This is a genomic window from Bradyrhizobium sp. Leo114, from assembly GCF_055229415.2.
In genome coordinates this window covers 233,847-257,719 of sequence record NZ_JBUYEN020000004.1, presented here as the reverse complement: position 1 = coordinate 257,719, position 23,873 = coordinate 233,847, and the positions used below count along the sequence as shown (strand labels likewise).

Below are 23,873 nucleotides of genomic sequence, written 5' to 3'. Positions count from 1 at the left end.
GTCAGCCGCGGCGGCTGATGCGGCCTGCGTCGACGTCGAAGATCTCGCCATTGGCCCCAATATCGACGAACGCGGCAGGATCGGCGCCGGTCATCCAGACCTGCGCGCCGAGCTTTGCCAACTCGTCGAACAGCGCCTTGCGCCTGTTCGGATCGAGATGCGCCACCACTTCGTCGAGCAACAGCAGCGGCACGATGCCGGTCATCTCGGCGACCAATGTCGCATGTGCCAGCACCAGCCCGATCAGAAGCGCCTTCTGCTCGCCGGTGGAGGCGTCGCGTGCCGGCATGTTCTTCGGCGCGTAGACGACCTGCAGATCGGTCAGATGCGGGCCGTCGAGCGTGCGTCCGGCGGCGGCATCCCGCGCGCGGCTGAGGCGCAGGATCTCCCGGTAGCGGTCCTCGACGGCCGTTGCGGGCTCGCTGAGCAGCGCATTCTCCATCCAGCCGTCGAGCGCGATCTCGGCGGAAGGAAACGCCGAGCCCTGCGCGCGCTCGCGCAGCATCGCCGACAGTCTTGCGGCGGTCTGGCCGCGCGTCGCCGCCACCGCGACCGCAAGCTCTGCGGTCTCGCGTTCGATCGCGCCGCACCAGTGGTCGTCATAATTGCGCACTTCCAGGAGGCGATTGCGCGAGCGCAGCGAGCGCTCCAGCGCCGAGACGCGGCTGGAATGCTCGGAGTCGATCGCAAGCACCAGCCGATCGAAGAACCGCCGTCGTTCGGAGGCCGCGCCCATGAACAAGCCGTCCATCGCAGGCGTGAGCCACACCATACGCAGATGGTCGCCGAAGGCCGCGGCCGAACCCACCGGCTCGCGATCGATGCGGCAGCGCCGGCTGACGCTCTCGCCGCCTTGCGCGGGCGCTTCGATCCCGGTGCCGAGCGTCGACAGTCCCAGCGCGCCCTCGACCTCGGCGGAGACCGCCCAGGAACCTTCGCCCTGGTTGTCGGCGACGTCTTCCAGCGTCGCGCGGCGCAGGCCCCGCCCCGGCGCCAGAAACGAGATCGCCTCGAGGCAATTGGTCTTGCCGGCACCGTTCGGCCCGACCAGCACCACCACGTCACCGCGCGTCGAAACGCTCGCCGCCCGATAATTGCGGAAATGCGTCAGCGACAGCCGATGGATGCGCGAAGGGGTCATGTCGTTCGTCGTCCTTCCCCTCTCCCCTTGTGGGAGAGGGTGGCGCCTCGCGAAGCGAGGCGACGGGTGAGGGGTATCTCACAGCTCGGCAAGCTTTGCGAGAATGTCCTCCAATATCGCGCCGGGTTGCAGCAGCACATCGTTGTTCCAGTAACGTGCGACACGAAAGCCTTCCGCGATGAGGGCGGCTTCTCTCACCGCATCTCGTGTCGATGACGCGTGCTGACTGCCGTCTATTTCGATGACGAGGCGCTTCTCGAAACAGACGAAGTCGAGAATATAGGTCTGAAACGGGACTTGGCGACGAAACTTCAGGTGTGAAAGGCGTCGATCGCGGAGCAATCGCCACATCTTCGCTTCGGCATCGGTCGGCTCCCGCCGCATCTTCTTCGCGAAGGTGCGGATGCGCTTGGCGATCGGTCGATGGTGTGGTGTTCGCGGCGCGAACCCCTCACCCGGCGCCTCACTTCGTGAGGCGCCACCCTCTCCCACAAGGGGAGAGGGTACGTCGGAGCGCGTTTCGCGGGACGAGGTCACACCCGCATGGGCATCAGCACGTACAGCGCGCTCTTGTTGTCCTTGTCCTGCACCAGCGTCGGCGAGCCGGGATCGGCGAGTTTCAGGACTGCGACTTCGCCCTCGATCTGGGCGGCGATGTCGAGCAAATAGCGCGAGTTGAAGCCGATATCGAGTGCGTCGGAGGCGTATTCGACCTCCAGTTCCTCGGTGGCGCTGCCGGAATCCGGGTTTGTCACCGACAGCACGAGCTTGCCTGCCGACAGCGACAGCTTGACCGCGCGGCCGCGCTCGCTGGAGATGGTCGAAACGCGGTCGACGGCGGCTTCAAAATCCTTCTTGTCGACCACCAGTTCCTTGTCGTTGTTCTGCGGGATCACGCGGCCGTAATCGGGGAAGGTGCCGTCTATCAATTTCGAGGTCAGCACCACATTGCCGAGCGTGAAGCGGATCTTGCCCGGCGAGAGCTCGATGGTGATTTCCGCCTCGGTATCCTCGATCAGCCGCTGCACTTCGCCGACGGTCTTGCGCGGCACGATCACGCCGGGCATGCCGGCGGCACCCTTCGGCTGCACCAGGTCGACCTGCGCCAGGCGATGGCCGTCGGTCGCGACGCCGCGGAGCGTCGCCTGTTGGGCGCTGCCCGCCGAATGCAGGTAGATGCCGTTGAGATAATAGCGTGTCTCTTCGGTCGAAATCGCAAACTGCGTGCGGTCGATCAGGCGCTTGACGCCGGCGGCGGGAAGCGAGAACGAATGCGTCATGTCGCCGGCGGCCAGATCCGGGAAATCGCTCTCCGGCAGCGTTTGCAGGGTGAAGCGCGAGCGGCCGGCCCGGATCGCCAGCACCGAGCGGTCGCCGTCCGCCTCCAGCACGATCTGGGAGCCGTCGGGCAGCTTGCGCACGATGTCGTAGAACATGTGGGCGGGCACCGTCGTCGAGCCGGCGGTGGCGGTTTCCGCGGCCAGCGTCTCCGTCACCTCGAGATCGAGGTCGGTCGCCTTCAGCGAGAGTTTGGCATTTTCGGCGCGGACCAGCACATTGCCGAGGATCGGGATGGTGTTGCGACGTTCGACCACGCGATGCACGTGGCCGAGCGACTTCAGGAGTTGCGCGCGCTCGACGGTGACCTTCATTGCAATACCCGCCAGATCCCTGAGTTGAGCATGGTCTGTCCGAAAACCGGTAACCCACCGTGCTCTGAGATGGAAAGGCCGGGCGGCCATGGGCGCGCCGCGGCGTTTGAGGCCCGAAAGCCGGTCAATCCATGGGATTTGACCAAACCGTCGGGGGGACCGCAAGGTGGCGCGGATAACGCGCGAGCGCAAGGGAGCGGGACGCCGTTCCCCACGTTTTCAGGCATAAAGGTCCCTCCCGCCCCGGAAAACGGGGCGGGAGGGAAGAATTCATTCCTGCAATTGGCGCTTCAGGGATTCGACCTCTTCGGAGAGCGAGTTGTCCTTGGCGACCAGTGCTTCGATCTTGCGCACGGCATGGAGCACCGTGGTGTGGTCGCGCCCGCCGAAGCGCCGGCCGATCTCGGGCAGCGAGCGGAGCGTCAGCGTCTTGGCCAGGTACATCGCGACCTGGCGCGGACGCACCACGTTCGCCGTGCGGCGCGAGGACAAGAGGTCGGAACGGCTGACATTGTACTGCCGGGCGACCACGCGCTGGATGTCCTCGATCTTGATGCGCTTCGGCTCCTGCGGGCGGATCAGATCGCGGACCTCGCGCTCGGCCATCTCCAGCGTCACCGGCTGGTTGTTCAGCTTGCTGTGCGCGAGCAGGCGGTTGATCGCGCCCTCGAGGTCGCGGCCATTATGGGTGATGGTGCGTGACAGATAGTCCAGCACCTCGTCCGGCACGTCGAAGCTTGCGTGATGGACGCGGGCCGCGGCCACGCGCGATTTGAGGATGCCGAGGCGCAGCTCCTCGCCGAGCGATCCCATTTCGACCACGAGCCCGCCGGCAAGCCGCGAGCGCACGCGATCGTCGAGGCTTTCCAGATCGGACGGCGGACGATCGGCCGCGATCACGACCTGGCGGCCGGCATCGATCAGCGCATTCAGCGTGTGACAGAACTCGGCCTGAGTCGATTTGCCTTGCAGGAATTGCAGGTCGTCAATCACCAGCACGTCGATGCCGCGCAGCGCTTCCTTGAACGCCAGCGCCGTCTGCGTCTTCAGCGCCGCGACGAACCCGTACATGAATTTTTCCGCGGTGAGATACAGCACCTTGCGCTCGCCACCGGAATTGCCGGCCCAGGTCACTGCCTGCAGAAGATGGGTTTTACCGAGCCCCACGCCGGCATGGATGTAGAGCGGGTTGAACATCACGGGATCGCCGCGACGACCTTCCGCAACCTGGCGCGCCGCCGCATGCGCGAGCGTATTCGAGCGGCCGACCACGAAGCTCGCAAATGTCAGCCGCGGATCGAGCGGTGAACCACCGAGCGCATCGTGGCTCGCCGATACCGGCGCGGTCGCGGTCGAACGCAGTTCGACGGAAGGCCGTCCTTCCGGACGCTCGACGCGGCGCGTTTCTGCCGGCGCGGGAGTCTCCTTCACCGTGGCCGAAGGCCGCACTGCCGTGCGCACGGTCAGATCGATGCGATGCACCTCCGGCATCTCGGCCTGCCAGCAGGAGAGCACGCGATCGGCGTAGTGCGCCTGGATCCAGCTCTTCAGGAATCGGGTCGGAACCGACAGGCGGACGCTTTCGTCCTGCACGCCCTCAAGATCCATGCGTGCAAACCAGCTCGTATAGACATCCTCCCCTACGCTCGTCCGCAACCGTCCCTTCACCCGCGACCAGCGATCCTGTTCCGTGTTTGTCATTGCCTGAAGACTTTTCTCAAGAGTAGTGCCGTTGATTGTGAAAGCGCCGTGCATGTTTCTTGCCACGGCGCGACCTCTAGCGAGGCCTTCTGTTCCGGGCACATCTCTCCCGTTCGGCGAAACCGCCGCAGGGCAGATTATGTGCTGGAACAGACGTGCGTTCGCGAGGTCAGCGCGTACTCGAAGGAGTATCCGGAGTTCGCGTGGAGCTGTTTGCGGAAGAGCAATCCAAGGTGTCGAATACGGACTTGTCTGAAATGCGCAATTCGAATGCTGCGATGGTTCCGTAAATCATACTGCCTCCCCCTCTCGCCGCGATTGCGCGCGGCGAGCAATCCACTCGCAAGTGGTCCAAATTCAGTGTGCCGCTCCCGAACATCGAAATGTCCAGTGCTGCGCCGCCGCGTAGTTCAGTCCTTGTCAACCCATTCACGGGCACCGCGTTCCCCGCTGCTTAAGGCCGCGGCTGTTGCGTGTCTCCCCAGTTCGTCTCTCTCGCAGCGCGGACGCTGCGATCGAGAAATCCAGACACAGAACAACCGTTCTCATATTGCTATGAGTTGCCAACTCAGCTTCGCTTGGAAAGCGTCGCTAACGCGCACACCGCCGCCGATTTGCACGTCCGCCCGTGGGTCTAAGATCGCGCTGATCTTAAGAGCCGTGGGCGCCGCGAACGCATAAACAAATACACCAAGCGCGATTTCTGACAATCCGTTGTTTGTGGCTCGTGAGTTGAGTCTTCGCCGGTGTTGCGGCATTGCAATTGCGAAACCGGAAAGCAAGTTTTTGAATCACCGCGCAGATTCGCGCGTGTCACAAAGCGCGGTGTAACGGAAAAAAAAGTTCATAAAATATTTACGTAGCATCTCGGCGGCGCCATTTTTCAAACAAGTCGGCTTCGCTATGTGGGTAAGTGATTAGCGAGACGAAGTTTTTCGCGATTGCTTTTGGAGGGTAACCCTTCGCGGCTTTTCGCCGAGGAAATGTTTAGCGCTATTCCATTTATGCGGCGCGCGCGTGCGTATTTAATCGCGTCGTCGCGTGTGAGGCGCAGCAAGAACTGCAGGTTCGGTAAAACTACGGACGCGCGGAATATGGCACACGCGCTGTCCTGCAACAGCGAGTCACTTCGGGAGCACAGTCGTTCGAAGCTTCGCAAAAGAAAAAGGCCCGGCGTAAAGCCGGGCCCTTGACGAAAGTGTTTTTCCGTCAGCTCACTTCGCCAGCTTGGCGATCTGATGCGTCAGGCGCGAGACTTTGCGGCTCGCAGTATTGCGGTGAACGATGTTGCGCTGTGCGGCCTTCATCAGTTCGGGCTCGGCATGCGCCATCGCCTTCAGCGCTGCATCGCGGTCGCCGCGCTTGATCGCTTCTTCGACCGAGCGAACCGCACCACGCATCTGGGTGCGGCGCGACTTGTTGATGATGGTGCGGCGGGCAATCTTGCGGGTCGCCTTCTTGGCGGAAGTGGTGTTGGCCATGGTCTCAATTGTCCTTCGGCGTTGGTCGCTCTGTTGGTCGGGCTCGAGCGCGCCGGCCGTTGAAATCGCGTGATCTACTCTGCTGTGTTGTCGAGATGTGTTCTTGAGGGAGCCGTGCCCAGAAGCAAAAGTCCCGGCGGCCGCCCGTCCAAAGAACAGCGGCGGCAGGATTGCGCCCGCCGCCATTGCGCGGTCTTATAGAGGGGCCGGCCCCCAGCGTCAACGTTTTCCACCCGGTTCGGAGGGCCGAAACCGGCAGAAAATGGCCGCCAAGGTGCTGAACAGGTTGAATTTCCGCCCTTCCTGCCGTTAATGGGCCTTGGCGCGCTTGGGGCGGACAGGGACTAAGGGTGAGGCATGATCCGCGGGTTTTTTCGGTTAATCGGCCTGCTGCTCCTGGCCGGCGGATTTGTTTTCATGGTCTATGACGGCGCCCGCTTCGTCGCCGATCAGACCCTGCGCTTCACCCGTTTCGGCCAGTTCTGGAACGACATCCACCAGTCCAGCCAGGCGGCCTTCCGTGCCTGGATCGAGCGCACCACGCCTTTCCTCTGGGACAGCGTGATCAAGATCATCCTCGACCAGCCGGTTTTCGTCGTGCTCGGTGTCGCCGGCATCCTCTTGATGATCCTGTTCCGGCCGCGCAAGCCGCTGATCGGCTACGCGCGCGATTGATCGTAACTTTGCTCCTTCGGGTTGTGGGGACGTAACAGGGCTGCCAGATCGCGCGTAAATACCTATATTGAGGGCCTAGCCGGCCGAAGCCGCTCTCGGCTTCAGGCCGATGTGCCCGCCTGGAGGTAATCCATGTTGTTCATGCGCAAGACCACCGCGTTGCCGAGTGCAGCCGAAGCGCTGCCGGGACGCGCCACGCCGATCCCGACCGCCACCACCCACTTCGTCAACGGCAGCAAGCTGCAGCCGCCTTATCCTGAAGGTCTGGAGCAGGCGGTGTTCGGGCTCGGCTGCTTCTGGGGCGCCGAGCGCAAATTCTGGGAGCTCGGCGATGGCATCTACACGACCGCCGTTGGCTATGCCGGCGGCTACACGCCGAATCCGACCTATGAGGAGGTTTGCTCCGGTCGTACCGGCCACACCGAAGTGGTGCTGGTCGTGTTCGATCCGAAGAAGATCTCCTACGAGCAACTCCTGAAGACATTCTGGGAAAATCACAACCCGACGCAGGGCATGCGTCAGGGCAACGATGTCGGCACGCAATATCGCTCCGCGATCTACACCTTTGGCGACGCGCAGCGGAAGGCCGCGGAGGCCTCGAAGGCCGCCTATCAGAAAGCGCTTTCGGCCAAGGGCCTCGGTCCGATCACCACCGAGATCGCAAAGGCCGCCGAGTTCTATTTCGCGGAAGACTATCATCAGCAATATCTCGCCAAGAATCCGGCGGGCTATTGCGGCCTTGGCGGCACCGGCGTGTCGTGCCCGATCGGGGTCGGCGTCACCGCCTGATCGCGTTCTCCCTCGCCCCGCAAGAGCGGGGCGAGGGAGTTCTCTCTAACAAACCATTTGTTAACCATAACCGGTGCAAGACTAGGCTGTCTCGCTTTTCAGGGATGGCCAGGGTGCGGGTTGCACGCGCGTTTCGATTGCCGATCACTGCCGTTATGACTGCACTCGTGCTGTCAGGCTGCATGCACGCGAGCGGCCCGGTCGCGGTCGCTCCAGCGCCGGCCGATCTCGACTCCATGGCTTATGGCGGGCCTGCCAGCCCTGCGCCGGTCGCGGTCGCCAGCAGCGGCGGTGGCGCCGTCGGCGCGCTTCGCTCCGCCTTTGCCGCTTCACCCCGCGCGGCCTATGCAGCGGCGCCGGTTGCTGCGGTCCGCTACGACTCGGCCTATCATCTCGATGCCGGCGACCGGCTGCGCGTCGTGGTCTACGGCCAGGAAGGGCTCACCAATACCTACGCGATCGATGCTGCCGGCTCGATCACCATGCCGCTCATCGGGCAGGTGCCCGCGCGCGGCAGGACGACGTCGGGGCTCGCAGGCGAGATCGCGGCAAAGCTGCGCAGCGGCTATATCCGCGAGCCTTCGGTCGCCGTCGAGATCGAGGCGTACAGGCCGTTCTTCATCCTCGGCGAAGTCGCCGCCCCCGGACAATATCCTTATGTGCCCAACATGACCGTCGAAAGCGCCGTGGCGATTGCGGGCGGCTTCTCGCCGCGCGCCAAGCGCGACATGGTGACGCTGACGCATACCGATGCTGGCGGCTCGGGGCGCTACACCGTGCCGCTCGGCACGCCGATGAGCCCCGGCGATACGGTGTTCGTCGGCGAGCGGTGGTTCTAGGCTACGCGACACTCTCTCAACTCTTCATTCCGGGGCGATGCGAAGCGTCGAGCCCGGAACCCATTTCGCCGCCGGCGCCTGCGGCCCGATGGATTCCGGGCTCACGCTGCGCGTGCCCCGGAATGACCGTGGAGAGAGTGCGCTATTTCAAATGCTTCGCGAAAAACGCCAGGCTGCGCGGCCAGGCGATGTCGGCGCTGGCCTTGTCGTAGCTCGCCCGTTCGTCGCAGTGAAAGCCGTGCTGCGCGCCGGGATAGATGTGGATCTCGACCTCGGGTCGCTTGGCCTTGATGGTCTCCACATCGGTCAAGGGAATACCGCTATCCTTTTCGCCGAAATGAAGTTGCGTCGGCACCGTCGGCTTGCCGTCGGCAAAGCGGACGATGGCGCCGCCGTAATAGCCGACGGCTGCCTTCAGGCCCGTCAGCTTGGTCGCCGCGACATAGGCGACGCTGCCGCCGAGACAGAAGCCGATGATGCCGACCGGGCCGACGCTCTTCACGGCATCAATCGCAGCCTGCGTGTCGCGCAGCATCGCCGTCCAATCCGGATTGGCGACGAACTTTCGCGCGACGGCGATTTCATCAGGGGAATAGCCGCTCTGGAAATTCGGCTCGCTGCGGTCGAAGATCGAGGGTGCGATCGCGACATAGCCTTCCTGCGCGAGGCGGTCGCAGACCGCGCGGATGTGGTGGTTGACGCCGAAAATCTCCTGGATCACCACGATCGCGCCCTTTGGCGCGCCGGACGGGTCCGCACGGTAGCCACCGAGCTTGAAGCCGTCCGAAGCCGTCAGCGTGATATCATGTCCCATGGGTCATCCCTTCTCGTTTGAGGGTTGCAATTACGGTTCGCGAAAGAGCAGCGGGTAGATCATGATCCGATTACGGAATCGGATCATGATCTCATCTCTTGTTTGAGCATGATCTTTTCGGAAAACCGGTTTCCACTTTTCCGGATCATGCTCTACCGCCACATCCAGTTCTGGCCCCAGTCGGCTTTCCAGCCGGCGAGCCGTCCTTTGCGGAACTGCAGGAACAGCCGGTCCTTGTGCGGGAACAGGCCGCTGCCGCCGAGGTCACGGAAGGTGAGATAGATCTCATTGCCGGGACGTCCTTTGAGGTAGGTGAGGGGCGTGCCGAGCGCGCGCGACGTTTCTTCCACGTCCATCCCGAACACCAGCGGCGCGGTGTTCGACAGCGTTGTAACGAAGTAAGATGGCGCAGGAGCAGGACCGCCAAATGGCGGCAGGTGTTGCGCGCAGGCCGGTTCCGCGGCAGCGGCGAGCACGAGCAGTGTCGCGGTCATCCTCCTCATGACGCAGCCTTCTGCTCCGACTTGACTTCGAGGCTATCGAGGAACGGCAACACCGCCTCGATGAAGGCTTGCGGCTGATCGATATTGACGGCGTGGCCGGCGGCCGGGATCACGACCTTCTGCGCGCCGGGGATCTTGGCCGCCATATAGTCGGAGGCGGCGAGGAACGGCGTGTCGTCGGCGCCGACCACGATCAGCGACGGCACCTTGATCTCGGGCAGCGACTCGATCACGCGCGCGTCGCGCTGGGTCAGCATGCCGCGGGCGGCAAGCGCAAGACCGGTGGCATCGCGGTGCGTTACCGTCGAGCGCTCACGGCTGAACGACTTTAAAAGGTCCAGGCCTTCGCGCTCGAACTTCTCTGCGGTGTCGTAGGCGCGCTTGTTCCAGGCATCGCGGGCGTCGTCCTTCTTGAAGCCGGGTCCGGTGTCGATGATCAGGAGCGCGCGCACCCGCTCAGGGTAGGCGCGATAGAATGCAAGCGACATATAGCCGCCGAGCGAGAGCCCGCCGACGATCGCCTTTTCCGCGCCGACCGTATCCAGCAGCGCGGCCATGTCGGCGACCGTCAGGGCTTCGCTATAGGCCGCGGGATCGCTCGGATAGTCCGACTGGCCGTGGCCGCGCATGTCCCACAGCACCAGCCTGTGGCGCTTCGACAGCGCCCCGACCTGGCCCTGCCACATCGCGGAGGTCGATGAATAGCCGTGGGTCAAAAGCAGGGGAGGGCCATCGCCATGGACCTCGTAATAAATCTCGACCCCATCTCGCTTGATTTTCGGCATTGCGTTTCCCCGACCAGATTTTCCGCAGCGATGCTGCGCAATCATCCTAGCGCGATCCGTTCGCGGGTGGGAAATGCGGAAATGGAAGGCCCGATCGTTAAAATTCTAGCATTGGCGCTAGACCCCCGTTCATCACGCCTATTAAGCCGCAGGGAACTCATTCTCCGCTAGCCTGGCTTGTCGATCGTCATTGCGAACGCCCAAGGATTTCATGACAGCGTTAGCCAACAAGACTTCGCTAAGACGCCGCCTGTTGCTGGCGTCGGATCGAGGCGACCAGAGCAGCGAACTGGCGAGGATTTTGCGGTCCGTCGGCGAGGTCGATACCATCTCGACCGCGGAGATTCCCGAGAAGCCCGCGGATAATCTTTCGGGCATCGTGGTCGACATCAACCTGCGCTCGCCCGAGAGCGTGCAGCTCGTGCGCAACAAGCTCAGGACGGAAGCCTATCGCGAAATGCCGCGCCTGTTCGTGCTGCAGGATGCATTGCACCACGCGACCATGCAGGCCTGGGCGCTCGGGGCCACCGACACGATCTCGCGTCCGTTCGACGCTGCCGGACTGTTGCAGCGCATCCGCGCCGCGTTTCCGGACGCCGACGGCTACGATGAAACCGATCGCGGCAAGGCGCTGAATCGCGGCGTCGAGGCGGCGCACGCGGTCATGGTCAAGATGTTCGAAAAGCTGCCGGCCGGCGTGCCCCTGCAATTCAGCGACATCGTCGCCGCCGAGCGCAAGATCCTGAAGGCGATCAAGCACTCATCCTTGCGCGAATGGCTGACCATGGTCGGCTGCCATCACACCGACACCTATCGTCATTGCCTGTTCGTGACCGGCTTCGCGGTGGCGTTCGCACAGCACCTCGGCATGCGCGAGGACGACCAGCGCCGCCTCGCCCGCGCGGCGCTCTTGCACGATGTCGGCAAGGCGTTCATCCCGACCTCGATCCTGGACAAGCCGACCGAATTGACCGCGGACGAGATGGCCGAGATGCGCGAGCATCCGCGGCGCGGCTACGAGGCGCTCTTGGTCCAAGGCGGCTTTCCGCCTGAAATGCTCGACGTGGTGCTGCACCATCACGAGATGCTGGACGGCTCCGGCTATCCGAATGGCCTCCACGGCGGCCAGATCAGCGACATCGTGCGGGTCACCACCATCGTCGATATCTATGCCGCGCTGGTGGAGAGGCGCGCCTACCGGCTGCAGTTCACCCACGCCAAGGCGTTCGCGATCATGGGAGATATGGGCGCCAAGCTCGACCAGCAATTGCTGCAGGCGTTCCGCCCGGTCGCGTTCGGGCATTATTGATTCGGACTGCTCCGCCCGTGATTGCGAGGAGCCAACGGGTCCCGCCTCTGGCGGACCCGATGACAGGCTCCACGACGAAGCAATCCATGCTTCCGCAAGCGGCACCATGGATTGCTTCGCTTCGCTCGCAATGACGTGGAGAGGCGTTGCCCCGGAAATGACGCGTCCGCGCGTCACTCCAGCAGCTTGCGCAATTCCGCCTTCGCGACCTTCTCCAGCGTCGAGCGCGGCATGTCGTCGACGAAGCGGATTTCGCGCGGCACCTTGAAGTCGGCGAGCGCGTTGCGACAGGCGGCCATGACATCGTCGTGCAGGCCTGCGGGTGCGACGCCGCCCTGCGGAATGATGAAGACCACCGGCACCTCCTCGAGCATCGGGTGCTTCTTTGCAACCACCGCCGCCTCGCGCACGCCTGCGACCACCGCGATCACCTGTTCGATCTCGGACGCCGCGACGTTCTCGCCGCCGACCTTCAGCATGTCCTTGGCGCGGTCGCCGAACTTGACGAAGCCGTGTTCGAGCAACATGACGCGGTCGCCGGTCAGGAAATAGCCGTGCTCGTCGAAGCTTTCCCGGGTAGCCTTTTCGTTGTGCAGATATTCCTTGAACAGCGACAATCCGGGAATGCCCTTGATCGAGAGATTGCCGGTGCCGCCGACTTCCGTCGCCGAGCCGTCATCATTGGTGATCCGGATCGAGTATTCGCTCGCCGCGCGGCCGATCGACATCGGCGCGTTCGGCTGGTCGACCTCGCCGACGATGCCGTGGGTGATGGTCTCCGTCATGCCCCACCAGCCGATGGTCCTGACGCCGAACGCGGCAAAGGCCGGCGGCTCGCACACCGCCGTGCCCCAGAGCCGGAACTTGTGATTCTTCGGGATCTCGTGCTCCACCAGCGCCTTCATGCAGAATGGGATGGTCGAGGTCCAGGTGCAGCCATGCTCCAGCGCGACGCCCCAGAACCGGCTTGCGGAAAAGCGCGGCTGGATCACACAGGAGGCACCGACCCAGAGCGTCGCCAGCATCGAATAGGCCAGCGCATTGGTGTGGAACAGTGGCAGGTAGGTCTGGTGCACATCGCCGGCATGCAGGTCTTCGTGCGCGGCATTGACCTTGGCGCCCCACAGCGCATTGGCATGGGTCCACAACACCGCCTTCGGGCGCGATGTCGTGCCGGACGTGTATTGCACGCTGCAGGGGGCGAGCGGATCGGTGGCGCGGCGCGGCCGGTCGGCGCTGTCGGCGAACAGCGCTTCAAAACTGTCGCTGCGTGAGGTGGTCTGTGCCGGCGCGGCGCCGGCGTTATGCGAGATCACGGCGATCCAGCGCAGCTCGCGGCAATTGGCCGCGATCAGTTCCGCGTAGGCCGGCTGGGTGATGGCGGCGACCGCGCCGCAATGCCCGGCGAAATATTCCATCTCGGCGGCGGCCGAGCGCGTGTTGGTGGTGACCGCGATCGCGCCAAGCTCGACGCAGGCGAACCAGGCCAGCATCGCCTCGATGCAATTGTCGAGATGGATCAGCACATATTCGCCGGGCCTGATGCCGCGTCTCGCAAGTCCTGCGGCCAGCGCGCCGACGCGCTCGTGAAATTCGCCGTAGGTCCATTTCCGCGCCGGCGCCTCGAACGGCGCCCAGATCAGGAACGGGTGATCGCGCCGGACCTCGGCGCGCATCCGAAGCAGCCACGGCACGTCAAGGCCTGCGAACGGTCCCACGATACCAGGTGCTGCCTGTGAATTGGTCATGCTTCCTCCCGTGCAACCTTGCCGGCTGCTTTCGTCTTGCTTGTTCGGAGGACAGTTTTGCCACTGGATTCCGGCGCGATCAAATCGCGCTATTTCTTCCGTCATGGCCGGGCTTGACCCGGCCATCCACGAAACCGTGGCAAGCAAGACGTGGATGCCCGGGTCAAGCCCGGGCATGACGACGGAGGGCGTGCTCGGAAAGGTGCGCTTACTTCGCGCTTACTTGCCGCCACCCTCATACGACGAAATCTCGATCAGGCTGCCGTCGGGATCGCGGCAATAGACCGAGCGCAGCATGCCGCGCGCGCCATGCCTGGGCACCGGGCCTTCCTCGATCCTGACGCCGTTGGCCTTCAGATGCGCGACCACCTGATCGGGCGTGCTGGAGGTGAGGAAGCAGAGGTCCTCGCTGCCGGGCGTCTCGTGGTCGGCCGTGAACCACTCGATCTTGGAGGCATCGCGCGGCCGCACATTGATCTTCTGGTTGCCGAACTCCAGCGATGTCCGTGGCGCCTTGCCTTCGCCGGGATCGAACACCTTGACCTCCATGCCGAGGATCCTGCTGTACCATTCGGTGGATCGCGCCACGTCGGACACGTTGATCACGAGATGGTCGAGCGCGTTCACCTTGACGGCCATGGCCTCATCCTTTCGTCGCGGTCCAGCGCGCAGGCCGCGCACTGGCTGTCCAATGCGTAGTTTGTTACAACGCGCGGCGTCACTAATTCAATAGAAACGGACCGGAGTGTGAACCCGGCCATATCGGAGGAAACTACATGATTTCACGCCGTACTGCGCTTGGCCTGATCGGTTCCGGGATTTCGACATTTGCGATCGGCCGCGCTTCGGCAGCGGCGGACTATCCGGCTCGGCCGGTCCGCTGGATCGTCGGCTATCCGCCGGGCGGCGCCACCGATATCCTGGCGCGTCTGATCGGGCAGCGGCTGTCGGAAAAGCTCGGACAGCAATTCGTGGTCGAGAACAAGCCCGGCGCCGGCAACAATATCGGCACGGAGGCCGCTGTTAATGCCGAGCCGGACGGCTACACCGTGCTGCTGGTCAATCCCGCGAACTACATCAACGCCACGCTGTATGCGAATTTGAAGTTCAATTTCGTTCGCGACATCGCGCCGGTCGCCTCGTTCCAGCGGGTGCCGAACGTCATGACCGTCAACAAGGATGTCCCGGCCAAAAACGTCGCCGAGTTCATAGCATATGTGAAGGCCAATCCCGGCAAGGTGAACATGGCCTCATCGGGCAATGGCACTTCGGTGCATCTCTCCGGCGAGATGTTCATGGCGATGAGCGGCGCCAAGATGCAGCACGTGCCCTATCGCGGCGCGGCGCCGGCCATCACCGACCTGCTTGCCGGTCAAGTGCACGTGATCTTCGACAACATGCCCTCGATCATCCAGCATATCCGCTCCGGCTCATTGCGGGCGCTCGGCGTCACCACGGCGGAGCGTTCATCGCAACTGCCCGACGTGCAGGCCATCAGCGAGACCGTGAAGGGCTATGAGGCGAGCGCCTTGTTCGGCATGGGAGTGCCAAAGAACACACCGAAGGAGATCATCGCCAAGCTCAACAGCGAGATCAACGCTGTGATGGCCGAGCCGGCGATGAAAACACGTTTGGTTGAACTGGGCGGCGAGCCGCGCATCCAGACGCCGGAGGCGTTCGGCGCGGAGATCGTCGCCGAGACCGAAAAGTGGAGGAAAGTCGTCGAGGGCGCCGGGCTCAAGGTGGAATAGGACACAAGCGCGCACCAGCCAGAACCTTCCTGCGGCAATCGCGTTCTGAACCTTGACGCCGGCGATGCGACTACGCAGATGCGGGGCAATGGTCAGCTTGGCCCAGGCGAAGGAGAACGACGATGCGCAAACTGATGTTGGCAGTGCTGGCCGTGACGGCCGTCGGGGCGGGTGTCACCGCCGGCTCCGCTCCTGCCGCGGCCTATGACTATCCCTGGTGCGCCCAAGGCAGGGGCTTCGGCATTCCGGGCGACTGCTCGTATCAAACCTACGGGCAATGCATGGCGAGCGCGTCCGGCCGCAACCTCTATTGCAACATCAATCCACGCGTAGCCTTCGGTCAGCAGCAGCCGCCGCGTCGCGGGCGCGTGCATAGGGACAATTATTATTACGACTGAGCTTGCGAACGGCGCGCTTCACGCGGTGCGCCTTCGCGGCGTGAGTTGATGTGCCCTCTCCCCTTGTGGGAGAGGGCTGCGCCGGCGTCAGCAACAGACCCGCTAGGGTGAGGGGTTGTCTCCACAATCACCGTCGCTCGGAGACAGCCCCTCATCGGTCGCGCATTGCATGCGCGCCACCTTCTCCCACAAGGGGAGAAGGAAAGAACGGCGCGCGCTAGTCGCTTCTGTCCCCTTCTCTTGCGCGCCAAATTTTCGTGAATGTTCTCGCGATACGCGCCATTGACTCGTGATCGATCGCGTCTATACTAAACCATATGGTTAAGTATCTCGACGAGACGCTGGACCGCACTTTCGCGGCGCTTTCCGATCCCACCCGCCGTGCGCTTCTGGCACGGCTTGGCGAGAAGGACGACTTGTCCGTGAGCGAGCTCGCGCAGCCATTTCAGATGTCGCTGCCCGCGATCATGAAGCATCTCGACGTGTTGTCGGATGCCGGCCTGATCATGCGGGAGAAGACCGGCCGCACGGTGGCGTGCCGGCTGACCGCGCGCCCGATGGAGCAGGCGATGGACTGGCTCAATCGCTATGTGCGCTTCTGGTCCGACAATTTCGATCGCCTTGCCGCCTTCGTGGAGGAAGACCCATGGCCATCAGCACCGCCAGCTCCGGCCCCGCCGCGCGCCCCGGCCTCACCCTCACGCGCCGCCTCGGTGCGCGGCCGGAAAAAGTCTACGCCGCGTGGACCGAACCGGAAAACCTAGTGCAGTGGTTCGGGCCGGCGAATGTGAAGCCCGGCTCGGTGCGGGCTGAGCTCGACGTTCGCGCCGGCGGGCGCTACCGCATCAGTTTCACCGGCAACGACGGCGAATATCACGAAGTCGGCGGCGTCTATCGCGATGTCGTGCCAAACGAGCGATTGGTGTTCACCTGGGCCTGGCATTCGACGCCCGAGCGCGAGTCGCTGGTGACGGTATCGCTGAGGTCAGATGGCGCCGGCACGCTGCTGACCTTCCATCACGAGCAGTTCGTCGACGAGACCGCGCGCGACAATCATGAGCGCGGATGGACGGAGCTGTTCACCAAGCTGGAAAGTTTCATCGCTTGAATACTGTCAAGGGAGGACACCATGCAGCCACACAAAGTCGTGTCACGCGAGGAGTGGATTGAAGCCCGCAAGGTCCATATGGCGCATGAAAAGGAGCTCACCCGTGCCCGCGATGCCCTCAGCGCGGAGCGTCGGGCATTGCCCTGGGTCAAGATCGACAAGGCCTACATGTTCGACGGCCCGAACGGCAAGATAGCGCTCGCCGACCTGTTCAAGGGCAGGCCGCAACTCGTGGTGCAGCACTTCATGTTCGGGCCCGATTGGGACGAAGGCTGCAAGAGCTGTTCGTTCTGGGCCGACGGATACGAGCGCATGATCCCGCATCTTGCAGCGCGCGACACCACGCTGGTGGCGATCTCGCGTGCGCCATTCGAGAAGCTGGAAGCGTTCAGGAAACGGATGGGCTGGACGTTCGACTGGCTGTCCTCGGCCAACAGCGACTTCAACCATGATTTCGCGGTGTCGTTCACGCCGGAAGAAGTGAAGTCGGGCGCTAAGATCTACAATTTCGGCACGTCCGGCTTTGGTATCGAGGAGGCGCCTGGCATCAGCGTGTTCTACCGCGACGAGACCGGCAACGTCTTTCACACCTATTCGTGTTTTGCCCGAGGTACCGACATGATGAATGCGGCCTACCACTATCTCGATCTCACGCCGCTCGGCCGGCATGAAGAGGGCCTGCCTTATCCGATGGACTGGGTGCGGCACCGTGACCAATACCAGCCGATGCCGTTTCAGGCATCCTGTTGCCATAGCTGACGCACCCACAAACCGTCATTGCGAAGCAATCCACCGCAAGCAGAGAAATGGATTGCTTCGTTGCTTCGCGCCTCGCAATGACGGGAACAACAACAGGAATCGCCCATGCCCTATGTCGATGGCTTCATCGTCGCCGTCCCGAAGAAGAATCTCGCCGCCTATGCCCAGATGTCGCGAAAGTGCGGCAAGATCTGGCGCGAGCATGGCGCGCTGGACTATCGCGAATGGGTCGCCGAGGACGTCAAGCCCGGCAAGCTCACCTCGTTCCCGCAAAGCGTCAAGCTGAAACCCGGCGAAACCGTCGTGTTCGCCTGGATCACCTACAAATCGCGTGCCCAGCGCGACAAGATCAATGCCAAGGTGATGGCGGATGAGCGTCTCAAACCCATGATGAACGGAAAGTCGATGCCCTTCGACGGCAAGCGCATGATCTATGGCGGATTTGCGAGCCTGGTGAAGGTGTAGCGGCGCTGGCGCTACACAAACTGTTTCCATGGAGACGGCCGAAGTGATCCAGTCGGCCGCTGGCTGACTTGCGCCCGTCTCGCGACTCGGTGTACTTTGCAATGCAAAGTTCGGACAACCGATGCGCGATCTCGACAAGGCCCTGGCCGACATTCTTGCCATCCGCAGCCAGATTGCGGCGGGCACGGCGTTCCGCGGCTATGGCCCGGCGACCGTGGCCGCCACCGGCGGCGTCGCGTTCTTGACAGCCATCCTGCAGTTCCTCTGGCTCAACAATCCGACCGGGAACCCGCTCACCTTCTTTGGCGGCTGGACCGTCGCCGCGCTGCTTTCGGCCGCGCTGATCTGGACCGAGATGCGGGCGCGCTCGCGCCGGCATCATTCCGGGCTCGCGGACGCCATGATCCAGCAAGCGGTCGAGCAGTTCCTGCCCGCGGGCGTCGCCGGCGTCTTGCTCGCGATCCTGTTGTGGAAGTTCGCGCCTGAAACGCTGTGGATGCTGCCCGGCCTGTGGCAGGTGCTGGTGAGCCTCGGCGTGTTCGCCTCTGTCCGCTCGTTGCCGCGCAGCATCGCCTTTGCCGGCGCCTGGTATTTCCTCTCGGGCTTTGCGGTGCTGGTGGTCGCGAGCCAGAGCCACGCCTTGTCGCCCTGGACCATGGGCCTGCCCTTCGTCGTCGGTCAGGTTTTGATGGCTGCCCTGTTGTATTTCGCCACCGGAGAAAACGATGTCGAAGATTGAAGCCAACAACGCGCCGTTCTCCTATGACGGTCTTGACCGCGTGATCCACGAGAAGGCGCGACTCGGGCTGATGACCTCGCTGATGACGCATCCCAAGGGATTGGCGTTTGCCGATCTCAAGCAGCTTTGCGGATTGACCGACGGCAATCTCAGCCGTCATCTGCAGGTGTTGCAGGAAGCCGGACTCGTCGAAGTCACCAAGAGGTATGAGGGCAATCGCCCGCACACCACTTGCCGCCTCACCAAGGCGGGCCGCCGCCGCTTCCTCGACTATCTGGCTGTGCTGGAACGGCTGGTGCGCGACGCCGCCAAGGCCGCGGGCAAGGAGGGCGCCGCGCCTTCCCAGCTCGGCATCCTGCCGGCCTGATCACGATTCCCTTTTTTGATCGGAGACTTTGTAATGCAAAGTGATCTTTCCTCCAAACTTCACGTCGGCATCATCATGGACGGCAATGGAAGATGGGCGACGCGGAAGGGGTTGTCGCGCCTGCGCGGCCACGAGGCCGGGGTCGAAGCGATCCGCCGCATCGTCGAGGCAGCGCCCGAACAGGGGATCGGTACGCTGACACTCTATGCCTTCTCCAGCGACAATTGGCGCAGGCCGAAGGCCGAGGTCACGGCGCTGATGGGCCTGTTGCGCTTCTACCTCGCCAACGAGATCCAGGCGCTGGTGCGCAATGGCGTTCGCCTCACCGTGATCGGCCGCCGCGACCGTCTGCCCAACGGCATTGCGGCTGCGATCGGCCGCGCGGAAGACGCGACGGCTGATGGCGACACCCTGCATCTGCGCATCGCGATCGATTACTCCGCCCGCGATGCCATCCTCAACGCCGCGACCCGGGTCGCCGGCTTTGGCAAGCTCACGCGCGAGGCCTTCTCAGAGCTCGTCACCGGCGAGCCGAATCTGCGCGACGTCGATCTCATCATCCGCACCAGCGGCGAAAAGCGCCTGTCCGATTTCATGCTGTGGGAAGGCGCCTACGCCGAGCTGCACTTCACCGATCGGATGTGGCCGGAGTTCGACGGGGACGATCTCGCCGAGGCGCTAGCCTCCTTCCATGGCCGGGAACGCCGCTTTGGCGGCTTGCAAGCGGTCGCGCTGGAGGAAGTGCCGAGCCTCTGAGCTTGGCCCTCGGCGCCATTGAGCCCGCGACCGGGTCGGCCTCGAACCGCAGGAAAATCGGCGCCGCGGCAAGATGGCTTGTCGAAGCCGCGCCCGATTTGCGTCATCGTCGTCACACTAGGTTAACCCTTAGCGGCTAGCTAGGCGCACTGACCTTCCCGCGAACCAGTACAACCAGGGTCATTCCCATGGACAAGCAGATGCGCTGCCAATGCGGCCGGCAACGGACCGTCGCGCTGGACAAGCATTTCCGTACCGTCCTGCATTGTGAGAATTGCGACGTGGTCGAGCGGGCCGAGCCGGTGAGGCCGCGCGAGCACGCCCAGGCCGCACTCCAGGACGCCTGAGCCGGTCTCCACTTCGCCCAGGGATGCTCTAACTGCCCGGCGCGAGCTCCACGAGCTTGGCGATCGTATTGATGTTCCGCGCGGTGCCGTTTGCGGCTGCCGGTATCTTCAGCTTCGAGCGACCCATGCCTGAGCGATAGGCGACATAGATCTCGCGCTTGCCGAGGCGCACGTCCTCGTCCTGCTGCCCCCTGATCGCGGCAAGCGCATCGGGCGGCGGCGCTTCGTCGAGGAAGATCGCAACCGTCCAGTTCGGCTGCGCCTTGGGGAACGGATTGGCCTTCAGCACCGCGGCCATCTCCTCCGCAGTCCTGATCACCACGCCGATCGGGCTGCCCGCATAGGCCTGCAGCCGCTTCTCCAATGCAGCCTTCACCTTCCCGGCGGGCAATTTGCTGTCGAACACCACATTGCCGCTGGCGATATAGGTTTGTACGCTTGCAAATCCTTCGGCGACGCACATCGCTTTCAGCTCGGCCATTGGCAGCTTGCCGGTTCCGCCTACATTCACGGCACGGAGCAGGGCAATATAGGTTGGCATTCCAGACCGTATCCAAGGAGGGAGGCCGTGAGCATGCCACAGGCGCGCCAACAGGAGCTACAGGACAAACCGAGGTCAACTTGAAAAACCTTCCGATCACCCTGGCCGATATCAGGGCCGCCGCGGCCACCATCCGCGATTCCGTCATCGTCACCGCCTGCAACCAGAGCCGGACGCTGAGCGAGATCTGCGGCTGCGAGATCTGGCTCAAATTCGAGAATTTGCAGTTCACCTCCTCCTTCAAGGAACGCGGGGCGTTGAACCGCCTGCAAGCTTTGTCCTCGGAGGAACGACAGCGCGGCGTGATCGCGATGTCGGCCGGCAATCATGCGCAGGGCGTCGCCTACCACGCCTTGCGGCTCGGCATTCCCGCCACGATCGTGATGCCGATCGGCACGCCGATGGTGAAGATCGAGAATACGCGGCGCCATGGCGCCGAAGTCATCATCTCCGGCGCGACGCTGGAGGACGCCGCGCAGTTTGCCCGCAAGCTTTGCGAGACACGCGGCATGACCTTTGTCCATCCCTATGACGATCCGCTGATCATGGCTGGCCAGGGCACGATTGCACTGGAGATGCTGGCATCCGTGCCGGATCTGGATGTGCTCGTCGTGCCGATCGGCGGCGGCGGGTTGATCTCGGGCATCGCGATCGCAGCCAAATCGCTCAAGCCCGGTTTGAAGATCATCGGCGTCCAGGCCCAGCTCTACCCGTCGATGCACAACGCGATCAGGAACGAGCATCTGCCGATGCGCGGCGACACCCTTGCCGAGGGCATTGCGGTCAAGTCGCCGGGCCAGATCACGACCAAGATCGTGCGCGAATTGGTCGACGACATCCTGCTGGTCACGGAAGATCAGATCGAGCGCGCGGTATCGATGCTGATCTCGATCGAGAAGACGGTCGTCGAAGGGGCCGGTGCCGTGGGCCTCGCGGCGGTATTGGCCGCGCCGCAGCGCTTCGCGGGGCAGAAGGTCGGCCTGGTCCTGACCGGCGGCAACATCGACACGCGCCTGATCGCCTCGGTGCTGACGCGCGAGCTCGCGCGCGAGGGACGGTTGACGCAGCTCACGCTCGACATTGTCGACCGACCCGGCCAGCTCGCCGCGGTCTCGGCGCTGCTCGCCGAAGCCGGTGCGAATATCATCGAAGTCTCGCACCAGCGCACCTTCTCGGCGCTCCCGGCCAAGGCGACGCTGCTCGAGCTCGTGATCGAAACCCGTGACCGCGCGCATCTGGACGATGTGCTGGCCAAGCTCGCGGGATCGGGTTTTTCGGCGCGCTGCACGTAGCGGCGGTGATCTCACCTCTCCGCTTGCGGGAGAGGTCGGCGCGAAGCGCCGGGTGAGGGTTCTCTCCACTCAGGGAATCCCGATGCGGAGACACCCTCACCCCGCCCTCTCCCGCAAGCGGGAGAGGGAGCCTCTCACCGCAAGAGATTGGTCCGCGCCAGCGTGACGACCTCGTCGGCTCGGCCGTTCAGCACTGCCTGCACCATGTAGAGCGTAAAGCCCTTGGCCATCTCGGTGGTCACCTTGGGCGGCATGGCGAGTTCCAGGCGGTTGACGACGGCGTCGATCACGACGGGTCCGGGATGCGCGAAGGCTTCGGCAAGCTTGCCCTCGACCTCGGACGGATCCTCGATGCGGACACCCTTGATGCCGGTGGCCTCCGCCATGGCGGCAAAGTTCGGGTTCTTCAGCTCGGTGCCGGTGTCGAGGAAGCCGGAGGATTTCTGCTCGAGCCCGATGAAGCCGAGCGCGCCATTGTTGAACACGATCACCTTAACCGGCAGCTTGAGCTGGGAAAGGCTGAGGAGATCGCCCATCAGCATGGTGAAGCCGCCATCGCCGGAAAGCGAGATGACCTGGCGTCCCGGCGCGGCCGCCTGGGCGCCGATCGCCTGTGCCATCGCGTTGGCCATCGAGCCATGCCAGAACGAGCCGATCAGGCGGCGCTTGCCGTTCATCGCGAGATAGCGCGCCGCCCAGACTGTCGGCAGGCCGACGTCGCAGGTGAAGATCGCGTCCTCACTGGCGAGCTGGCTTGCGACACGCGCGATCTGCTGCGGATGCAGCGTGCCGCCCTTGCGGCCGGAGGCGAGCTCGTCGAGGCCGCGGCGTGCTTCGGCATAATGCTTGCGCGCACCGTCGAGAAACCGCCGATCATCCTTGGCCGTCAGTCGCGCCAACAATGCGCGCACCGTCGGGCCGACCTGTCCGATGACGCCGAGCTCGACCGGCACGCGCCGGCCGATCGCCTCGGGCCTGACGTCGACTTGCGCGATCCGCGCGCCCTTCGGATAGAACTGCCGATAGGGGAAGTCGGTGCCGAGCATCAGCAGCGTGTCGCAGTTTTCCATGGCGTGATAGCCCGAGGAAAACCCGATCAGGCCGGTCATGCCGACGTCGTAAGGATTGTCCCACTCGACATATTCCTTGCCGCGCATGGCGTGGACGATTGGCGATTTCAGGGCTTCCGCAAGCTGCATCAATTCGTCGTGTGCGCCGGCGCAGCCGCTGCCGCAGAGCAGCGTGACGCGCTCTGACTGGTTCAGGAGGTCGGCGAGTTGCTTAAGCGCGGCATCCGATGGCGCCACCGCCGGCTGCGACAGCACCAGCCCGGTCGATGTCGAGGCCGAGGTGCCGGTGGCTGGCTTGAGCGCGATGTCGCCGGGAATCACGATGACGCTGACGCAACGTTCGCCGATCGCACGCCGCACGGCGATCTCGATCGCGCGCGGCATCTGTTCGGCGCTCGACACCAATTCGCAATAGGTCGAGCATTCCTTGAACAGATGCTCCGGATGCGTTTCCTGGAAAAAGTGCGAGCCGATCTCGGGAGAAGGGATATGCGCGGCGATTGCCACTACCGGCACACGCGAACGATGGCAGTCGAACAGGCCGTTGATCAGATGCAGATTGCCAGGGCCGCAGCTTCCGGCGCAGACCGCGAGTTCGCCGGTGATGTGCGCCTCGGCGCCGGCGGCGAAGGCCGCGACTTCCTCATGGCGCACATGCAGCCATTCAACGCCGCCGTGGCGGCGCAGCGCGTCAGTGAATCCGTTCAAGCTGTCACCGACAATGCCGTAAATGCGTTTCACGCCGGCTGCGGCAAAGGTCTCGACCATCTGGTCGGCAACGGTGCGGGCCATGAGGTTCTCCCTGGGGAATGGAGGTTTCGATCGGGCATACGTCCGGCGGCC

27 protein-coding genes are annotated in these 23,873 nt (G+C 63.7%); 15 read left to right on the top strand and 12 right to left on the bottom strand.

From position 1 onward, the window contains the following. Position 1: 1 nt before the first annotated feature. The 5 genes from recF to rpsT all read right to left on the bottom strand — a co-directional run bounded on the left by recF (position 2) and on the right by rpsT (position 5,975). The gene (gene recF, locus ACZIRK_RS07235; RefSeq protein ID WP_130229518.1) at positions 2–1,141 is read right to left on the bottom strand and encodes a DNA replication/repair protein RecF; all 1,140 of its coding nucleotides are present in this window, start codon (positions 1,139–1,141) and stop codon (positions 2–4) included. Between the two features lie 78 nt (positions 1,142–1,219). Beyond that, positions 1,220–1,525, bottom strand: a complete 306-nt coding sequence (locus ACZIRK_RS07230; protein ID WP_130229517.1) for an endonuclease domain-containing protein — start codon at positions 1,523–1,525, stop codon at positions 1,220–1,222. Positions 1,526–1,674: 149 nt separating this feature from the next. Continuing rightward, complete coding sequence (gene dnaN / locus ACZIRK_RS07225) at positions 1,675–2,793, bottom strand: DNA polymerase III subunit beta (RefSeq protein ID WP_130229516.1); 1,119 nt, start codon at positions 2,791–2,793, stop codon at positions 1,675–1,677. Between the two features lie 270 nt (positions 2,794–3,063). Further along, positions 3,064–4,494, bottom strand: a complete 1,431-nt coding sequence (gene dnaA, locus ACZIRK_RS07220; protein ID WP_028162525.1) for a chromosomal replication initiator protein DnaA — start codon at positions 4,492–4,494, stop codon at positions 3,064–3,066. Between the two features lie 1,214 nt (positions 4,495–5,708). Continuing rightward, a complete protein-coding gene (rpsT, locus tag ACZIRK_RS07215; RefSeq protein ID WP_028162524.1) occupies positions 5,709–5,975 on the bottom strand; it encodes a 30S ribosomal protein S20 in 267 nt (88 codons plus the stop codon). 357 nt (positions 5,976–6,332) lie between these two features. Between rpsT and ACZIRK_RS07210 the strand changes: the two genes are divergently transcribed. The 3 genes from ACZIRK_RS07210 (at position 6,333) to ACZIRK_RS07200 (ending at position 8,278) form a co-directional block, all read left to right on the top strand. After that, positions 6,333–6,650, top strand: a complete 318-nt coding sequence (locus ACZIRK_RS07210; protein WP_463327110.1) for a hypothetical protein — start codon at positions 6,333–6,335, stop codon at positions 6,648–6,650. A 132-nt stretch (positions 6,651–6,782) separates the two neighbouring features. Next, positions 6,783–7,439 (top strand): peptide-methionine (S)-S-oxide reductase MsrA, encoded by a 657-nt coding sequence (msrA, locus tag ACZIRK_RS07205; RefSeq protein ID WP_130229515.1) that lies wholly within the window; start codon positions 6,783–6,785, stop codon positions 7,437–7,439. Positions 7,440–7,594: 155 nt separating this feature from the next. Then, a complete protein-coding gene (locus ACZIRK_RS07200; RefSeq protein ID WP_245474700.1) occupies positions 7,595–8,278 on the top strand; it encodes a polysaccharide biosynthesis/export family protein in 684 nt (227 codons plus the stop codon). 142 nt (positions 8,279–8,420) lie between these two features. Here ACZIRK_RS07200 and ACZIRK_RS07195 read toward each other — a convergent pair whose 3' ends face one another. The 3 genes from ACZIRK_RS07195 to ACZIRK_RS07185 form a co-directional block, all read right to left on the bottom strand. Next, the gene (locus tag ACZIRK_RS07195) at positions 8,421–9,092 is read right to left on the bottom strand and encodes a dienelactone hydrolase family protein (protein ID WP_130225777.1); all 672 of its coding nucleotides are present in this window, start codon (positions 9,090–9,092) and stop codon (positions 8,421–8,423) included. Positions 9,093–9,244: 152 nt separating this feature from the next. After that, entirely contained in the window at positions 9,245–9,595 is a 351-nt protein-coding gene (locus tag ACZIRK_RS07190) for a hypothetical protein (protein ID WP_130225778.1), read from the bottom strand. Then, entirely contained in the window at positions 9,592–10,380 is a 789-nt protein-coding gene (locus ACZIRK_RS07185) for an alpha/beta fold hydrolase (RefSeq protein WP_130225779.1), read from the bottom strand. The genes ACZIRK_RS07190 and ACZIRK_RS07185 overlap by 4 nt, the downstream gene beginning before the upstream one ends. 211 nt (positions 10,381–10,591) lie before the next feature. On the opposite strand from ACZIRK_RS07185, the gene ACZIRK_RS07180 reads away from it, so the two are divergent. Continuing rightward, positions 10,592–11,689, top strand: coding sequence for an HD-GYP domain-containing protein (locus tag ACZIRK_RS07180; RefSeq protein ID WP_463327109.1), 1,098 nt, complete (start codon positions 10,592–10,594; stop codon positions 11,687–11,689). A gap of 173 nt (positions 11,690–11,862) precedes the next feature. Here ACZIRK_RS07180 and ACZIRK_RS07175 read toward each other — a convergent pair whose 3' ends face one another. After that, positions 11,863–13,437: an AMP-binding protein gene (locus ACZIRK_RS07175; RefSeq protein ID WP_130225781.1), complete on the bottom strand. Its 1,575-nt coding sequence runs from the start codon at positions 13,435–13,437 to the stop codon at positions 11,863–11,865. Between the two features lie 219 nt (positions 13,438–13,656). Further along, positions 13,657–14,076 carry a VOC family protein gene (locus tag ACZIRK_RS07170; RefSeq protein WP_130225782.1) on the bottom strand — a complete coding sequence of 140 codons (420 nt, stop codon included), beginning with the start codon at positions 14,074–14,076 and terminating at the stop codon, positions 13,657–13,659. A 137-nt stretch (positions 14,077–14,213) separates the two neighbouring features. On the opposite strand from ACZIRK_RS07170, the gene ACZIRK_RS07165 reads away from it, so the two are divergent. From ACZIRK_RS07165 to ACZIRK_RS07120, 10 genes are all read left to right on the top strand, one after another. After that, positions 14,214–15,188 (top strand): Bug family tripartite tricarboxylate transporter substrate binding protein, encoded by a 975-nt coding sequence (locus ACZIRK_RS07165; protein ID WP_130225783.1) that lies wholly within the window; start codon positions 14,214–14,216, stop codon positions 15,186–15,188. Between the two features lie 122 nt (positions 15,189–15,310). Continuing rightward, a complete protein-coding gene (locus ACZIRK_RS07160) occupies positions 15,311–15,586 on the top strand; it encodes a DUF3551 domain-containing protein (RefSeq protein WP_130225784.1) in 276 nt (91 codons plus the stop codon). A 317-nt stretch (positions 15,587–15,903) separates the two neighbouring features. Further along, on the top strand, positions 15,904–16,350 hold the full coding sequence (locus ACZIRK_RS07155; RefSeq protein WP_463327108.1) for an ArsR/SmtB family transcription factor: 447 nt from the start codon (positions 15,904–15,906) through the stop codon (positions 16,348–16,350). Next, positions 16,233–16,694, top strand: a complete 462-nt coding sequence (locus tag ACZIRK_RS07150) for an SRPBCC family protein (RefSeq protein ID WP_463327107.1) — start codon at positions 16,233–16,235, stop codon at positions 16,692–16,694. Before ACZIRK_RS07155 ends, ACZIRK_RS07150 begins: the two co-directional genes overlap by 118 nt. Before the next feature lie 21 nt (positions 16,695–16,715). Continuing rightward, the gene (locus tag ACZIRK_RS07145; RefSeq protein ID WP_130225787.1) at positions 16,716–17,453 is read left to right on the top strand and encodes a DUF899 domain-containing protein; all 738 of its coding nucleotides are present in this window, start codon (positions 16,716–16,718) and stop codon (positions 17,451–17,453) included. A gap of 105 nt (positions 17,454–17,558) precedes the next feature. Further along, a complete protein-coding gene (locus ACZIRK_RS07140) occupies positions 17,559–17,918 on the top strand; it encodes a DUF1428 domain-containing protein (RefSeq protein WP_130225788.1) in 360 nt (119 codons plus the stop codon). A gap of 121 nt (positions 17,919–18,039) precedes the next feature. Continuing rightward, entirely contained in the window at positions 18,040–18,657 is a 618-nt protein-coding gene (locus tag ACZIRK_RS07135) for a hypothetical protein (RefSeq protein ID WP_130225789.1), read from the top strand. Further along, a complete protein-coding gene (locus ACZIRK_RS07130; protein ID WP_130225790.1) occupies positions 18,644–19,024 on the top strand; it encodes a winged helix-turn-helix domain-containing protein in 381 nt (126 codons plus the stop codon). Before ACZIRK_RS07135 ends, ACZIRK_RS07130 begins: the two co-directional genes overlap by 14 nt. 33 nt (positions 19,025–19,057) lie before the next feature. Beyond that, entirely contained in the window at positions 19,058–19,780 is a 723-nt protein-coding gene (locus ACZIRK_RS07125; protein WP_130225791.1) for a di-trans,poly-cis-decaprenylcistransferase, read from the top strand. A 188-nt stretch (positions 19,781–19,968) separates the two neighbouring features. Next, a complete protein-coding gene (locus ACZIRK_RS07120; RefSeq protein ID WP_165435197.1) occupies positions 19,969–20,127 on the top strand; it encodes a hypothetical protein in 159 nt (52 codons plus the stop codon). A 28-nt stretch (positions 20,128–20,155) separates the two neighbouring features. On the opposite strand, the gene ACZIRK_RS07115 is transcribed toward ACZIRK_RS07120, so the two are convergent. Further along, on the bottom strand, positions 20,156–20,668 hold the full coding sequence (locus ACZIRK_RS07115; RefSeq protein ID WP_130225792.1) for a DUF1697 domain-containing protein: 513 nt from the start codon (positions 20,666–20,668) through the stop codon (positions 20,156–20,158). An 80-nt stretch (positions 20,669–20,748) separates the two neighbouring features. On the opposite strand from ACZIRK_RS07115, the gene ACZIRK_RS07110 reads away from it, so the two are divergent. After that, on the top strand, positions 20,749–21,960 hold the full coding sequence (locus tag ACZIRK_RS07110) for a threonine ammonia-lyase (RefSeq protein ID WP_165435198.1): 1,212 nt from the start codon (positions 20,749–20,751) through the stop codon (positions 21,958–21,960). 134 nt (positions 21,961–22,094) lie between these two features. Here the strand turns inward: ACZIRK_RS07110 and poxB are convergent, their stop codons facing one another. Continuing rightward, entirely contained in the window at positions 22,095–23,822 is a 1,728-nt protein-coding gene (gene poxB, locus ACZIRK_RS07105; RefSeq protein WP_463327106.1) for a ubiquinone-dependent pyruvate dehydrogenase, read from the bottom strand. Between the last annotated feature and the right edge of the window lie 51 nt (positions 23,823–23,873).